Origin of the sequence: Thermomonospora echinospora (genome assembly GCF_900108175.1) — a bacterium.
Classification (GTDB): Bacteria; Actinomycetota; Actinomycetes; order Streptosporangiales; family Streptosporangiaceae; genus Thermomonospora; species Thermomonospora echinospora.
On the sequence record NZ_FNVO01000004.1, the window covers coordinates 37,367 to 50,469 of the forward strand.

The window sequence follows — 13,103 nt, forward strand, 5'->3', positions numbered from 1 at the left end:
CGGTGGGCACCGACAGCACCGACAGCACCGGAAGCATCGAGGTCCTGGTGGCGGATGACGGCTTGTCGTCGTCGTTCCGCCTGCGTGGCACGTGGCGTGAGCGACTCCCGCAGGAGACCTTCGACCTCGCGGCCCTGGAGGCCATCTCGAATGCGATACTCAAGGGTGCGAACGCCCGTTTCGGCAGCCTTCGGCGGTCGGTCTTCCTTCCTGAGGGCCCACCGTCCGACATCACCTTCGAATCATCAGCCAGAACACGCTCCAGCGAATATCGAGTGACCTCTGACATGACATCCCCCTCGAATCACCGTGAGCCCTCATTCAACGGGAACGCCAACCGGGCACCGCAGTGGCTCCAGTTCTTCCAGCATTCCACGCTCGCGGCCGTATCGGTCTTCGTTGTCTCTCTGGCGGTTTCGCAACCGGATCAGATTCCGATCGCTTTCGTGCCGGTTCTCGCCGCGGCCGTGGCGGCACTGGGCTGTTCGACCATCTGTGCGAGTGCAGCTGTCGCGGCACTGAGAAATCGAAACCCGCAACGGGCACTGCGCACGGCGTTTGCCGTGTGGATCATCGGAATCGCGTCAACCATTGTGGCCGCCGTGCTGGTCTTCTTGAACGCCGGGGCGTCACCGGCTCTTCTCGCGGCCGTTTTCGCCGCGCCGTTCAACGTCTTCACCAAACCACCACGCCGACCCGCCTACCAAGGGGGCCATAAGAGCGGTCCCCACTGACCCGGCATGGCCCGCGGCCACATCCGCCACTGCACCAAACGGCACCCCCGGCCAGCCCCCATCGGCCGCCGGCCCACCCTGACCCCCACGTGCACCGGCCATCTCCGTCGGTGCCGTGGCCGGGTCAGGTGGCGCATCCGGTGTACTCGGTACGGCGCCGCAGCATGACGGCGAGCATGAGGGGGAACATCGCCACGTGCGCCAGGAGCATCAGGGCCTCGGCGTCGATGACGTCCAGCCACAGCAGGGGGAACAGCGGCAGGGCCGGGGCGAACATCGTCGCGCACATCTCCAGGGTGGCGGGCCAACCGTGGCCGCGGTAGCGCATGATCGCGGCCATGCCCACGGACATGGTGAACGCCATCAGCAGGTAGGCCGGCTCGGGGTTGCGTTCGTGGGAGAAACTGACCCCGGCGGCGGCCAGGGGCAGCCCGAGAACGGCCATCCCGACGAACATGGCGATGACCATCTCAAGGTAGTGCCAGGCGAATCGGAGCCATGGGCGGCGGGTGTTCCGTGCGATCTGGGTCATGATCTCACTGTGCTGCCGTGACGGCGGCAGGCCCAGGCGGATGCGGCAGGCAGGTCCGGAAACTTGGGATCCCTGTCTTTTCGGCCTAGAGTCCTGGGCATGGCCGTACGCCGGTTCGTCATCGTCGGGTACGACGCGGCGGAACTGCTGGACATCGCCTGCGTGACCTCAAGCCTGATCGGCGCGAACCTGCACGGTGCGGCACCACCGTACGAGGTATGCCTGGCCACGCCGGGCGGGCACCCCATCACCTGTGCCAGCGGGCTGACGCTCCAGGCCCAGGAGGCCCTCGAACGGATCACCGGGCCGCTGGACACGCTCATGGTGTCGGGCGGGATCGGACATGAGGCGGCCGCCGCCGACCGGCTGATCGTCGCCCACGTCCGCCGCCTGGCGCGCGAGAGCCGCCGTGTCGCCTCGGTGTGCACGGGAGCCTGGATCCTGGCCGCCGCGGGTCTGCTGAACGGCCGGCGCGTCACCACCCACTGGCGGGAGGCGCAGGACCTGGCGGTCCGCCATCCCGAGGTCGTCGTCGACGCCGATCCGATCTTCATCCGGGACGGGAACGTCGCCACGGCCGCCGGGGTCACCAGCGCCCTGGATCTCACCTTGGCCTTCATCGAGGAGGACCACGGCGTCGAGACGGCCCGGTGGGTGGCCAGGCACCTGGTGACCTACCTACAGCGACCGGGCAACCAGGCCCAGATGAGCATGTTCACCGCCGCCCCGCCGCCGAGCGACGGCCTGGTCAGGCAGATCGTCGACCACATCACGGCCCACCTGGACGCCGACCTGAGCACGGCCGGGCTGGCGGCCCTCGCGGGCGTGAGCGAACGGCACCTGACCCGGCTGTTCCTGAAGCATCTGGGCCGGACACCGGGCCGTTTCGTCCGCCAGGCCCGCACCGAGGCCGCCGCCCACCTCCTGGCCTCCACCACCCTGCCCATGACCGGTGTGGCGGCCCGCTGCGGATTCGGGACGACCGAGACGCTGCGCCAGGCGTTCGTCGCCCATTACGGCATCCCGCCTTCGCAGTATCGCCTGACCCAGTCGTCCACCTAGGCGCCGATGAGCGCGGCGAGGTCGAAGACCGCCACATCAACGCCGTGACAGACCACCGGCTCACCGCGCTCGCCGAGAGCCAGGGCATCGAGCGGACCACGTTCAGTCGGCAGACCGGCGCAGTGACGGCTGTTTTGCCCTTCGGTACGGCACCGAACGAGGTGCCATCCCGCCGGAGCCTCACCGGGCTCGGTGGCCATGGCGTCCACGGCTCCGAGCCACGGCCGGGCCTTGTGGCCGGGGTGGTGGGGGTGGGCGGCGGCGCGGTGCCCGAAGGGGGAAGAGGGCACCGCGCCGCCGCTGTTCTGGGGTGGCCGGGGGTTGGGTGGTGGGGGCGCGGGTTAGAACCGGCCCGCCGCCGGGTGTCCTCTCCCCACCCGGCGGTGGGCCGGTGGTCGGGCGTGCCGGCCGGGCCGTGGGCGGAACGGGGCGGTGAGCCGTCGTTCGCGGCGGGTGGTGCCCAGCAGGTAGCCGAGCGTCAGGCCGGTCAGCAGGCAGAGCCCGCCGTAGGCGAGGAGCGTGCCGATGATGGGGGCCAGGTCGGGGAGGGCTTTCATCGTGGTCCCCGTCCGGGCCGGGGGGCGCCGGTCATGGCTTCAACCTCGCCCAGACGACCTTGCCGCCGTCGGGCAGTGGGGTGACGCCGCAGGTGGCGGCGAGCGCGGTGACGATGGTCAGGCCCCAGCCGCCGTTGTCGTCGAAGTGCTCGGGACGCAGGTCCAGGTCGCCCGGCTGCAGTTCGGTCACCGGCGCGGGGTTGTGGGGGAGACCGGGATCGGGGTCGCCGACCCCGAGGGCGATCCCGGCCACGTCCCGGCGGCAGTACACGGTGATGCACCCGGCCGCCGGGGTGACCGCGATGGCGTTGGCCATCAGTTCGGCCAGGATGAGATGGGCGTCGTAGCGCGCGTCCTCGCCCAGCCCCCAGCTCAGCAGCCGTTGCTCGACCAGGGTCCAGGCCAGCCCGACGCTGGCCGGGGAGGCCGCCATGGGCATCCGCAACTCGACCGGGACCTTCGGGTCCACCCCGGCCACCGCGCCGCTCACCGGCCCGCCGCCTGGACCCGGCCCACCCGGCGGGCGAGCGGGTACGCGGCCGCCCGCACACCGATCGGCAGTACTCTCATCGGTACCTCCTTCAAGGGGGTAGAGCCGCGCGACCGGGCCAGGCCAGGAATCCGTAACCCGGTCGCGCGGCGGCTTCTGAGCGGCATCCACCTCACGACCCAATGTCTGCGATGAGCGATTTCCGCCATTACAGTCCGCAAGCGTTCTGCTACTCGCTAGGATGCACGTAGCGATCCGAGCACGCAAGGGATTGTTTGAAACCTGTCATATGACTGGTGGTGATGAGCGGAGCCATGGCGCAAGGCAGACACATACCGACCGTCGCGAGCAGCCGACTGGCCGCTGAGCTGCGGATATTGCGAGAACGGGCGGGCTTCACCTGGCCGGCCGTGGCCGAGGAGATGGGCTGGTCCGAGAGCAAGCTCTACCGGATCGAGAACGACAAAAGCCGCATCCTGGCCCGCGACGTCAAGCGGCTGATCAAGCTGTACGAGATCGATGACGCCAAGGCTGAGGTGCTGCTCGAACTCGCCCGGCAGGCCCGCGAGCCCGACTGGTGGCACCGCTACTCCGGTGCTATCCCCGAGTGGTTTCAGGTGTACGTCGTCCTGGAGGCGTCCGCGTCCGAGGTGCGCGAGTACGAGTCAGAACTCGTGCCGGGCACCCTGCAGACCGAGGCGTACACACGAGCCATCATGTCTACCGCGCCAATTCTCGACTCCGATGAGGAGATCGAAGAGAAGATCGCCGTCCGGATGAACAGGCAGGCCCGGCTGGCGGGCGAGGCCCCGCTCAACCTCTGGGTAGTACTGAACGAGGCGGTCATCCGTCGAACGGTCGGTGGCCCGGAAGTCATGCGCGAACAGCTCGATCACCTCGTCAAGCTGGCCAGGACACGCAACGTCACGCTCCAGGTGTTGCCATTCGATGCAGGTGAACATGCCGCCATGCTGGGCTCGTTCTACCTGATGCGGTTCCCTGACGAGGGCAACCCGGACAAGGTCTACGTGGAACTCCAGACTGGCGGTGTCTACTCCCAGAAGACCGACGAGGTTGAGCGGTATAGCCTGGTATTTGACCACTTGCGTGCCCGGGCGCTCGGACCGGAGCAGACTGTCGAGTTCATTCAGCAAGTGGCCGCAGAGTTGACCCGATGACCATCCGAGCAGAAGGAGACCCTGCCATGGACCTCCTCACCGCCACGTGGCGTAAGAGCAGCCGCAGCGGCAACAACGGCGGTGCCTGCGTCGAGGTCGCCCAGCTAGGCACCGCCATCGGCCTGCGCGACTCCAAGAACCCCGATGCCGGACACCTCACCGTCCCGGCCAAGACCTTCGCCGCCCTCCTGACCCACCTCAAGCAGGGCGGGCCGACCGCCTGACGGGTTACACCCCTCAAACCTGCCCATCCTTGGCGGGTTTGAGGGGGTGACGGCGGCCCGTCGCTCCCTCACACTGAACGCGACCGCGCGTCCGCCCACATGAGGGAGCCGCCATGACCCGCCCCACCACCTGGCGCAAGAGCACCCACAGCGGCGGAAACGGTAACTGCGTCGAAGTCGCCCGGCTGAACGCTGCCGTCTGGCGCAAGAGCAGCTACAGCGGCAACAACGGTGGTGAGTGCGTCGAGGTCGCCCGGCTGAACGCTGCCGTTTGGCACAAGAGCAGCCACAGCGGCAACACCGGCGGAGACTGCGTCGAGGCGGCTCGGCTGGATGCCGTCATCGGCCTGCGCGACTCCAAGAATCCCGACGCCGAACACCTCACCGTCCCGGCCGAAGCCTTCGCCGCCCTCCTGGCCCACCTCAAGCACGACAAGCTGACCGCCTGACCATCACACCCGGTAGCAGGACCACCGCCCTCCGCCCTACTCCCCGGCGTCGTCCACGTAGTGCGGCGTCCCCCAACGCCCACCGTGTCCACTCCCAGCTCCCGCCGATCTTGACGTTATTGCGCTCCGAACCGCGTTCAGACGACGATAACGTCAAGATCGCCGAAGGCACGGCGGTCACGAGACCCGGCGAAGGTATCCAGCTGCCGCAGTAGAGGCCGGCCCGGATGGCGGCAACCGCTCATCCAGGCCAGCCTGATCACGCCGTTTGCCTGATCACCGCATCCCTACCAGACCCGGCCCGACCACCTCCGCCAGCACCTCGCGCAGTTCCACCTGGCACGCAGACGCGAACGCGGCCCGCAACACCGCCGGACGATGCGACGGATAGCCATGGAAAACTGCCCGAACCACACCACACCGTCATAGGGGAGCGCTACGCTGCCTGATTTGTGAAGCAACAGCAGGTAGGGGCCACCTTCACCACAAACCAACGGTGGGGACTCGACCACATCCACAACGCGGCCATCACCCCCGCCGAGCCGGACAGGCCCCCCTCCACTGACCGCAGTGGCATCGACGGCTTCTTGCTCACCTTCGGCGACGACCAGGCCGCCACCCTCCGCACCGACCCGAACCGGAACCTCACTGCATGACAAACCTTCCCTCCGGCTGGATCCGCCTCCCTCTGTGCGAATTGGGCACATGGTATGGCGGCGGCACCCCCTCGAAGTCCAATCCAGAATTCTGGGATGATGGCACGGTTCCTTGGCTGTCCCCTAAGGACATGAATGCCGATGTCATCTCGGGAACGCGAGATCACATCACCGAAGTTGCGGTTCAAAATTCGCCCGTGCGCGTAGTTCCCGAGAATTCTGTTGCAGTCGTTGTTCGATCAGGGATCTTGGAGCGCAAAGTTCCCATTGGCCTGGTGTCCTTTGCTGTAACGCTCAATCAGGACATGAAGGCAATTTCTCCAGGGCCCTGGCTTGATGCGCGATGGCTGTCCTGGGGGCTTCGTTCGCTGGAGAAATATATCCTTCGTAACTGCCGAAAATCGGGAACAACAGTAGCCTCCATAGAGACGAAACGTCTCATGGATCTTAAATTCCCTGTCCCTCCACTCGCTGAGCAACGCCGCATCGTCGCCGCCCTCGAAGACCACCTCTCTCACCTCGACGCGGCTACGGCTGGATGTTCCACTGCTGGTGCCCGCATACCTCTACTGCGAAGATCTGCACTCCAGGCGCTGCGCCAACGAGCCCTTCAGTGTAAAGCAGAGCTTCTTCCGCTCGGGACGATAGCCACAACAAGCCTGGGCAAGATGCTGGACTCCAAGCGGAACGAAGGGGAGCCAACCCCCTACTTGCGGAATATAAATGTTCGGTGGGGTTCATTTGATCTGGCCAATATCGAGACTGTGCCAATGCCTGAGGAGCAGCGCACCAAGTTCTCCCTCCGAGAGGGTGACTTGCTTGTCTGTGAGGGTGGGGAGCCTGGGCGTTGCGCCATATGGCCAGGTGGGTACGAGCTAATGACTTACCAAAAGGCGCTACATCGGATTCGTCCTGGAGATCGGATAACCTCGGAATGGCTGGCTCTGATGATCGAGGAATCGATCCGCAACGGCCGTGCCGTCGGGATGTTCACCGGGACGACGATTAAGCATTTGCCACAGGAGAAACTGAGAATGCTCAACATTCCTGTTCCCTCGCGGGAGGTTCAAGAGGACCTGCTTGCTGACTTCGCTGAGACTGCTCAAACAGTGGAGCGTTTTTCTAACGCTCTTGCGACTTCAGAACACAAGAGTGAGCACCTGCGGCGGGCGCTGCTGGCGGAGGCGTTCGCGGGGCGGTTGGTGGAGCAGGATCCGGCGGATGAGCCCGCCTCGGTGTTGCTGGAGCGGATTCGGGCCGAGCGGGCGGCGGGGCAGCCCGTACGGCGGGCGCGGCGGGGCAAGGGCGAGAAGGCACCTCAGAAAGAGACGTTGCTGTGAGCACTCCGGAGACGCGGCGGCTGGTCGCGAAGCTGTGGAACTACTGCGATGTGCTGCGGGACGACGGGGTCTCCACGATCGACTACGTGGAGCAGCTCACGTTCCTGCTGTTCCTGAAGATGGGGCATGAGCGGGCCAACCGGAAGAGCTTCCCGGACCTGGCGCTCAAGCCGGTGGGGGACGCCTGGCAGTCCCTGTTGGACGCCGATGGCCAGGAGCTGGAGGACACCTACAACCATGTGCTGCGGGAGTTCGGGCAGCGCAAGGACACGCTCGGGGTCATCTTCCGCAAGGCGCAGAACCGGATCCAGGACCCGGCCAAGCTCAAAAAGCTGATCGCCGACCTGATCGGCAAGGAGCAGTGGTCCAGCCAGGGCGTCGATGTGAAGGGCGACGCCTACGAGGAGTTGCTCGCCAAGGGGGCCGAGGACGTCAAGTCCGGGGCCGGGCAGTACTTCACGCCCCGTGAGCTGATCGCCGCCATGGTGGACTGCGTCCGGCCCGGCCCGGACGACACCGTCTGCGACCCGGCCTGCGGTACGGGCGGGTTCCTGCTGGGGGCGTACGACTACATCCAGCGGCACCACAGCGGCGACCTGACGCCCGAGCAGCGTGACCGGCTCGCCGGGGGCGGCATCAGCGGGGTCGAGCTGGTGGACGGTACGGCCCGGCTGGCGGCGATGAACATGCTGCTGCACGGCATCGGCAAGCCCACCGGCCGTTCACTGATCGAGGTCCGCGACGCGCTGGCCGAGCCGTCCCACCTGTATCCCAGCGTGGTCCTGGCCAACCCGCCGTTCGGCCGCAAGTCGTCCATCACCGTCGTCGGCGAGGACGGGCGGGCCGGCCGGGAGGACATCGAGTACACCCGGCAGGACTTCTGGGTCACCACCAAGAACAAGCAGCTCAACTTCGTCCAGCACATCGCCTCCATGCTCGGCATCCCCGGCCGCGCCGCCGTCGTGCTGCCCGACAACGTGCTGTTCGAGGGCGGGGCGGGGGAGACGATCCGGCGGCGGCTGCTCAAGCAGTTCGACGTGCACACCCTGCTGCGGCTGCCGACCGGCATCTTCTACGCCGGTGGCGTCAAGGCCAACGTGCTGTTCTTCGACAAGAAGCCCGCCCGGCCGGACGTGCCCTGGACCTCCACGCTGTGGGTGTACGACTTCCGTACCGGCCAGCACTTCACCCTCAAGCAGAACCGGCTCACCCGCGCCCACCTGGACGACTTCGTCACGTGCTACCGGCCTGGCGAGCCCCACCACACCCGCGAGGAAACCGAGCGGTTCAAGCCGTTCACCTACGACGAGCTGATCGCCCGCGACAAGGTCAACCTCGACATCACCTGGCTGAAGGACCCGAGCCTGGAGGACGCCGACAGCCTCCTGCCGCCCGACGTCATCGCCCGCGAGATCGTCGAGGACCTCACCGCCGCCCTCGCCGAGTTCACCGCCATCGCCGAAGCCCTCGAACAGACCAAGGACCGGCCCGGCGACCCCGACCAGCCCCCCGAAGAAGACTGACCACCCCAAGCAGGCACCCGGCCTCACACGTCCTCGAACGCGGCAGGGGTCATGCCTGCGGGGCGGAGGGGACGAGGTCGAGAGTTCGGGGCTGTGGTGGTCGAGCCGGCCGGTCAGCCAGGGGCCGTCGTCGGGGCGCGGGTCATCGCCACTGGCCGTTCTGGTGCGGGTGGGGCGTCACACGAAGCCCCGGTCAGCCGATGAGGTTCACGGTGCGGCGGAAGGTGGTGGCGGCCTCCGGATTCGCGCGGATCCTGCGCCGGCCGGCGGTCTCGTCCTCGTCCATGTCGACCTGGCCGACCAGGTCGTGAGGCCGTTCTGGCCTGGTAGCCGCGACACGGAACCGCTGACGGGTCAGGTCCGTTGGAGGGATCGTGGCAGCCATCGCGTTCATGACGATCCCCGGGCTGGTGATAGCGCTGGTCGCCTTCGCCGTCCTCGATCGTGTCGGCCTGTGGGCGCATCGCAGGTTCCGTCTGCCTTGGAGGCGGGACGAGGTGGGCCGCCCGATCTCCGCGGTCGCTCTCGGCGAACTGGACGTCTTCTTCCACGGCACGCACCGCCATCAGCAGGAGCAGCGCCGCTCCTCACTGATGCTGCGAGACGAGGAGAACGACGGTGCACCCCCACGCACGCACATCGACCTCAACGCCGGAACCGCCATCGTGCGGCGCCCGTCCGACCTCGCCTGATCAGAACGGGTAGCGGTACCGGCGGTCCTTCACGTGCTCGTAGACGGCGCGTAGCCATGGCTCACGGACCTCGGGGAGCCGGGCCAGGGTGTGCAGGAACACGCCCCAGCCGGGCGCCCGGCCCAGCACCACACAGGCCGGGCACCCGACCCGCCATCGGCACCGCTGCCGGGTGTGGGAACACCGCTCACGCCGACCAGCCCCGCTGGAGTTGCGGCTCGGTCACCTCGACCTCGGCCTCGCGGCCATGAGCAGGGCCACGAAGACGGATCTGGAGACGGGGCGGGAAGGTGTAGGCGCCGGTACTGGTGGCGGGGAAGGCGGGATCAGTCCCGGTCGGCACCGTTGTCGATGCGCTGCTGGAGTTGGGCGTTGATGCGCTGGGCTTCGGCGAGCTGGTCTTCCAGGATGATGATGCGGCAGGCCGCTTCCAGCGCGGTGCCCTGGTCGACCAGGTCGCGGGCGCGTTGGGCCAGGCGCAGCTGGTAGCGGGAGTAGCGGCGGTGCCCGCCGGGCGAGCGTTGCGGGACGAACAGCTTGGCGGCGTCCAGGCCGCGTAGGAACCCCGGGGTGACGCCGAGGATTTCGGCGGCCCGGCCCATGCTGTAGGCGGGGTAGTCCTCATCGTCGAGCTTGTCGTCCAGCCTGCTGTCGAGCCCGGTGGCGGGGTCGTCCGGCACCGGACCAGGCTGGGCGGGGCGCGGGTCGCGGGGTGCTGGGTGGGTGCCGGGCCTGACCGGCTGAGGTGCTCTCACAAAACCTTCCGTACTGTCGTGGGCGTGTCGGCGCCGGATGGGGTTTCGGGAGAAGCGACGGGGCCCCGGCGCCAAAGGGCGGCGCCGGGGCCATGAGGTACAACACCATCTATCCGGCGCTGCGGCCGGTTGTCTTCCGCGCCTGCCGCCTGGGGCGGGGGCGCGAGGATCGCGGATGCGTGACCGTAGACCACCGTCCAATCTATGGGGCTGCGGTACCCGCGCGGCGTGACTGGAGCCGACTGCGGGCGATCCCGATGGTGCCGCCAACCTCCTTCCGTGTTCTCCCTACCTGTGTTCTTGCCATCACTTGCATTCGTGCGCCCGGCGGCCCGTTGGCCGCCGGCTCCGCGGCCGGCTGCCGGGGTCCCTTCCACTGCGTTGACCCCGGCACGCCCGGCCTGCGTCATCCATCTCACCGGGCAGTTCGTCATCTGCCGCGTCTCATGGACTTGTTCCTCTTCGATGACAGGAACCATACCCCACACCGCAGTGAATATCTACCTTGAGCGGCAGAGGTTTTCGGAGATCGACTGATGCGATTGCCTGCCCGCCCCACATCACCAGGCCAGGCCATCGACAAGCCACCCGTGGCGGAGGAGCTGCGGTGCGGCACCCTGTAAGCGGACCTACGCCCGGCCCCAGCGGCTACGACGCCGAGCTGCGGCGGTACGCGCGTCCGGGCTTCGACCTGTTGAAGGTGGACGTGGAGGGGCGTGAGGCCGGGGTGCTGGCCTCCGCTGACCTGGCGTACTGGCGGCCTCGGGCGCTGTCGGTCCCGGCGCGTCCTTGAGCGCGCCGGGGGTCATGCCTCCGGTACGGAGGGGACGAGGTCGAGCAGTTCGGGACTGTGCTGGTCGAGCCAGCCGGTCAGCCAGGGACCGTCGTTGGGGCCGTCCTCGTCAAAGGTGTCGATCAGGCGGCGCAGCATCATCAGCGGCAGCACCACATCCAGCGCCTCGGAGTCGATGGGGCCGTACCCGTCCAGCAGCGGGCCAGGAGCGGCGCCGTGCGGCAGATCGACCGCCATGGCCCAGGCCAGGTCGAGCATGGGCGGACCGATGTCAACGGCTCCCGGATCGAGCACGGCCACGAGTTCGTCCCCCTGGAACAGCACGTTATGCCCGACGGCGAGGTCACCGTGAATCGCGGTCATCCGCCGGCCTCGGCAGGCGTCGTCGAACCGTTTGGAGATCTCCGCGTAGGCGCCAGGTGCCAGGCGGCGGGCCGTTCCCAGCAGGACTCCGAGCGCGCCGGGACCGTCCAGGCGCAGGCCCCCGGCCGGGCCGTGGTCGTGCCAGCGGCGCAACTGGTCGCCCAGGGCTCGTTGCTGTGCTGCGGTGGGCCGGTCACCGGGCTGCCCGTCGTGGAAGGTGTGTACCACCCACCATGCCTGGCCTTCGGGAGTGGGGACGGTGCCGTGGTCCAACAGGCGGGGTGCGCGGACACCGGCCTCCTGACGCATTCGTTCCAGCCGCAGCATGGTCTCCAGCCGTTCGTGCCGACGATGCTGCACCTTGATGATCGTGTGCTGCCCCCGAATCGTGGTGCGGGTGCCGTCCGGCCTCTGGCGTGGCCCGTCGAAGGCGGCACTGGCCAATGCCGCCCGCTCCGCCGCGGCCACCTCGGCGGGTAATAAAGACGCGGTGGGGATGACCGCCCCGGTGTCACCGACGTCAAGGGGGGCGCACAGCTCGTTCACCAGGCCATCCCTCCCAGCCGCCGCAGCGGTTCGAGCATCTCCCCGTGTGAGGGTAGGTGAATCGAGCCAGCCGACCGGAGCGAAGCCGAACAGATCCACGCCCAGCTCCGTAGGCGGCTTCGCGCCGCGGTGAGCAGTCCGGCCGCGCGGTCGTGCTCGCCGCGCAGCGCCTGCGCCAGGCGGCCGCCATGCCGCACTGGGCCAGGCCGTGGCCGGGGTCAGGTGGGTAGGGAGGAGAGCCAGCCGGTCAGGAGGTCGTTGACCTGCGTGGGGCGTTCCTGCTGGATCCAGTGGCCGCAGCCGTCGAGGATGTGGGAGGAGACCAGGCCCGGCAGGGTGGCGGGGTAGGCCGTGATGGCGTCGGCCATCCAGGTGGTGGAGGCGTCCAGCGCACCGCCGATGAACAGGGACGGCTGGGTGATGGGGGCACCGTCGAAGTCGGCGAGGTCCGCCCAGTCCCGGTCCACGTTCCGGTAGCGGTTCAGTGCCCCGCTCATACCGGTCCGTTCGAATTCCGCGGCGTAGACATCGAGGTCGTCCTCGCTGAGCCAGGCGGGCAGCCGGCCGGCCGGGAACCGGTCGCGCAGCGTCCCGCCCGTGGAGACGAAGTGCGGATCCGGGGCGTCGGCGGGCGGCATGGTGTCGGCGGACAGGGCGGCGTAGAAGCCGGCGAGCCAGCCGCGGACGTCCGGCTCGATCTCGGCCTCGGCCCGGCCGGGCTGCTGGAAATAGCTGACGTAGAACTCCTCCGCTCCGCCCATCCGCGCGAAGATCTCGCTGGGCCGTGGCCCGCCGCGCGGGGCGTAGGGCACGCTCAGCAGCCCGACCGCGCGGAAGACGTCGGGCCTCACCAGCGCGGAGTTCGCGGCGATGGTCGCGCCCCAGTCGTGACCCACGATCACCGCCGTCCGCTCACCCAGAGCGCGCACCACGGCGACGTTGTCCTCGACCAGCTCCAGCATCCGGTAGGCGGCCACGTCCGCGGGCTTGGAAGAGCGGCCGTAGCCACGGACATCGACGGCGACGGCCCGGTAACCGGCCGCGGCCAGCACCGGCAACTGGTGACGCCAGGAGTACCACGACTCGGGAAACCCGTGCACCAGCAGCACCAGCGGCCCGGAGCCCTGCTCCACCAGGTGGACACGACCAGCGGAAGACGAGACCAGACGATGCGTGACCGCCATGGCCGGAACGGACTGCGACATCAAT

Annotated in this window: 18 protein-coding genes; 10 read left to right on the forward strand and 8 right to left on the reverse strand. The window is 68.2% G+C overall.

The window, feature by feature from the left end; genetic code table 11:
• The first annotated feature begins 2 nt into the window (after nt 1-2).
• Nucleotides 3-734 carry a hypothetical protein gene (locus tag C4U03_RS42935; RefSeq protein ID WP_407701422.1) on the forward strand — a complete coding sequence of 244 codons (732 nt, stop codon included), beginning with the start codon at nt 3-5 and terminating at the stop codon, nt 732-734.
• Between the two features lie 124 nt (nt 735-858).
• Here the strand turns inward: C4U03_RS42935 and C4U03_RS10385 are convergent, their stop codons facing one another.
• Nucleotides 859-1,266 carry a hypothetical protein gene (locus C4U03_RS10385; RefSeq protein ID WP_103937520.1) on the reverse strand — a complete coding sequence of 136 codons (408 nt, stop codon included), beginning with the start codon at nt 1,264-1,266 and terminating at the stop codon, nt 859-861.
• 99 nt (nt 1,267-1,365) lie between these two features.
• Here C4U03_RS10385 and C4U03_RS10390 point away from each other — a divergent pair, with 99 nt between their 5' ends.
• Nucleotides 1,366-2,328 carry a GlxA family transcriptional regulator gene (locus C4U03_RS10390; protein WP_103937521.1) on the forward strand — a complete coding sequence of 321 codons (963 nt, stop codon included), beginning with the start codon at nt 1,366-1,368 and terminating at the stop codon, nt 2,326-2,328.
• Between the two features lie 341 nt (nt 2,329-2,669).
• On the opposite strand, the gene C4U03_RS10395 is transcribed toward C4U03_RS10390, so the two are convergent.
• Nucleotides 2,670-2,885 carry a hypothetical protein gene (locus C4U03_RS10395; RefSeq protein ID WP_103937522.1) on the reverse strand — a complete coding sequence of 72 codons (216 nt, stop codon included), beginning with the start codon at nt 2,883-2,885 and terminating at the stop codon, nt 2,670-2,672.
• A 31-nt stretch (nt 2,886-2,916) separates the two neighbouring features.
• The gene (locus C4U03_RS10400) at nt 2,917-3,375 is read right to left on the reverse strand and encodes an ATP-binding protein (RefSeq protein ID WP_146087308.1); all 459 of its coding nucleotides are present in this window, start codon (nt 3,373-3,375) and stop codon (nt 2,917-2,919) included.
• A 302-nt stretch (nt 3,376-3,677) separates the two neighbouring features.
• On the opposite strand from C4U03_RS10400, the gene C4U03_RS10405 reads away from it, so the two are divergent.
• The 6 genes from C4U03_RS10405 to C4U03_RS10430 all read left to right on the forward strand — a co-directional run bounded on the left by C4U03_RS10405 (nt 3,678) and on the right by C4U03_RS10430 (nt 8,745).
• Nucleotides 3,678-4,553, forward strand: coding sequence for a helix-turn-helix domain-containing protein (locus C4U03_RS10405; RefSeq protein WP_146087309.1), 876 nt, complete (start codon nt 3,678-3,680; stop codon nt 4,551-4,553).
• 26 nt (nt 4,554-4,579) lie between these two features.
• On the forward strand, nt 4,580-4,777 hold the full coding sequence (locus tag C4U03_RS10410) for a DUF397 domain-containing protein (RefSeq protein WP_103937525.1): 198 nt from the start codon (nt 4,580-4,582) through the stop codon (nt 4,775-4,777).
• Nucleotides 4,778-4,890: 113 nt separating this feature from the next.
• Nucleotides 4,891-5,226, forward strand: coding sequence for a DUF397 domain-containing protein (locus C4U03_RS10415; protein WP_103937526.1), 336 nt, complete (start codon nt 4,891-4,893; stop codon nt 5,224-5,226).
• A gap of 452 nt (nt 5,227-5,678) precedes the next feature.
• Nucleotides 5,679-5,882: a hypothetical protein gene (locus C4U03_RS10420; protein WP_103937527.1), complete on the forward strand. Its 204-nt coding sequence runs from the start codon at nt 5,679-5,681 to the stop codon at nt 5,880-5,882.
• On the forward strand, nt 5,879-7,222 hold the full coding sequence (locus tag C4U03_RS10425; RefSeq protein ID WP_103937528.1) for a restriction endonuclease subunit S: 1,344 nt from the start codon (nt 5,879-5,881) through the stop codon (nt 7,220-7,222). Before C4U03_RS10420 ends, C4U03_RS10425 begins: the two co-directional genes overlap by 4 nt.
• Nucleotides 7,219-8,745, forward strand: a complete 1,527-nt coding sequence (locus C4U03_RS10430; RefSeq protein ID WP_103937529.1) for a class I SAM-dependent DNA methyltransferase — start codon at nt 7,219-7,221, stop codon at nt 8,743-8,745. Before C4U03_RS10425 ends, C4U03_RS10430 begins: the two co-directional genes overlap by 4 nt.
• A 193-nt stretch (nt 8,746-8,938) precedes the next feature.
• On the opposite strand, the gene C4U03_RS41730 is transcribed toward C4U03_RS10430, so the two are convergent.
• On the reverse strand, nt 8,939-9,130 hold the full coding sequence (locus C4U03_RS41730) for a hypothetical protein (protein ID WP_160146944.1): 192 nt from the start codon (nt 9,128-9,130) through the stop codon (nt 8,939-8,941).
• Between C4U03_RS41730 and C4U03_RS10440 the strand changes: the two genes are divergently transcribed.
• Nucleotides 9,120-9,437, forward strand: a complete 318-nt coding sequence (locus tag C4U03_RS10440) for a DUF6191 domain-containing protein (RefSeq protein WP_146087310.1) — start codon at nt 9,120-9,122, stop codon at nt 9,435-9,437. The genes C4U03_RS41730 and C4U03_RS10440 overlap by 11 nt on opposite strands.
• Here C4U03_RS10440 and C4U03_RS42440 read toward each other — a convergent pair whose 3' ends face one another.
• Together C4U03_RS42440 and C4U03_RS10445 are read right to left on the reverse strand one after the other, a co-directional pair.
• Complete coding sequence (locus C4U03_RS42440; protein WP_268817500.1) at nt 9,438-9,569, reverse strand: hypothetical protein; 132 nt, start codon at nt 9,567-9,569, stop codon at nt 9,438-9,440. It lies immediately after the preceding gene.
• A 194-nt stretch (nt 9,570-9,763) separates the two neighbouring features.
• Nucleotides 9,764-10,039, reverse strand: a complete 276-nt coding sequence (locus C4U03_RS10445; protein ID WP_103937969.1) for a MerR family transcriptional regulator — start codon at nt 10,037-10,039, stop codon at nt 9,764-9,766.
• A 760-nt stretch (nt 10,040-10,799) separates the two neighbouring features.
• On the opposite strand from C4U03_RS10445, the gene C4U03_RS40345 reads away from it, so the two are divergent.
• Entirely contained in the window at nt 10,800-10,985 is a 186-nt protein-coding gene (locus tag C4U03_RS40345; RefSeq protein ID WP_103937532.1) for an FkbM family methyltransferase, read from the forward strand.
• 12 nt (nt 10,986-10,997) lie between these two features.
• On the opposite strand, the gene C4U03_RS10455 is transcribed toward C4U03_RS40345, so the two are convergent.
• Nucleotides 10,998-11,894: a phosphotransferase enzyme family protein gene (locus tag C4U03_RS10455; RefSeq protein ID WP_146087312.1), complete on the reverse strand. Its 897-nt coding sequence runs from the start codon at nt 11,892-11,894 to the stop codon at nt 10,998-11,000.
• A gap of 218 nt (nt 11,895-12,112) precedes the next feature.
• Nucleotides 12,113-13,078, reverse strand: coding sequence for an alpha/beta fold hydrolase (locus C4U03_RS10460; RefSeq protein WP_200827188.1), 966 nt, complete (start codon nt 13,076-13,078; stop codon nt 12,113-12,115).
• Nucleotides 13,079-13,103: the final 25 nt, after the last annotated feature.

Excerpts from the sequence above, each read along its gene's own strand:
- C4U03_RS10405 (WP_146087309.1), top strand. The coding sequence starts at position 3,678 with ATGAGCGGAGCCATGGCGCAAGGCAGACACATACCGACCGTCGCGAGC.
- C4U03_RS10460 (WP_200827188.1), bottom strand. The coding sequence starts at position 13,078 with ATGGCGGTCACGCATCGTCTGGTCTCGTCTTCCGCTGGTCGTGTCCAC.
- C4U03_RS10410 (WP_103937525.1), top strand. The coding sequence starts at position 4,580 with ATGGACCTCCTCACCGCCACGTGGCGTAAGAGCAGCCGCAGCGGCAAC.
- C4U03_RS10425 (WP_103937528.1), top strand. The coding sequence starts at position 5,879 with ATGACAAACCTTCCCTCCGGCTGGATCCGCCTCCCTCTGTGCGAATTG.
- C4U03_RS10395 (WP_103937522.1), bottom strand. The coding sequence starts at position 2,885 with ATGAAAGCCCTCCCCGACCTGGCCCCCATCATCGGCACGCTCCTCGCC.
- C4U03_RS10415 (WP_103937526.1), top strand. The coding sequence starts at position 4,891 with ATGACCCGCCCCACCACCTGGCGCAAGAGCACCCACAGCGGCGGAAAC.
- C4U03_RS10385 (WP_103937520.1), bottom strand. The coding sequence starts at position 1,266 with ATGACCCAGATCGCACGGAACACCCGCCGCCCATGGCTCCGATTCGCC.
- C4U03_RS10390 (WP_103937521.1), top strand. The coding sequence starts at position 1,366 with ATGGCCGTACGCCGGTTCGTCATCGTCGGGTACGACGCGGCGGAACTG.
- C4U03_RS41730 (WP_160146944.1), bottom strand. The coding sequence starts at position 9,130 with ATGGCTGCCACGATCCCTCCAACGGACCTGACCCGTCAGCGGTTCCGT.
- C4U03_RS10445 (WP_103937969.1), bottom strand. The coding sequence starts at position 10,039 with ATGGGCCGGGCCGCCGAAATCCTCGGCGTCACCCCGGGGTTCCTACGC.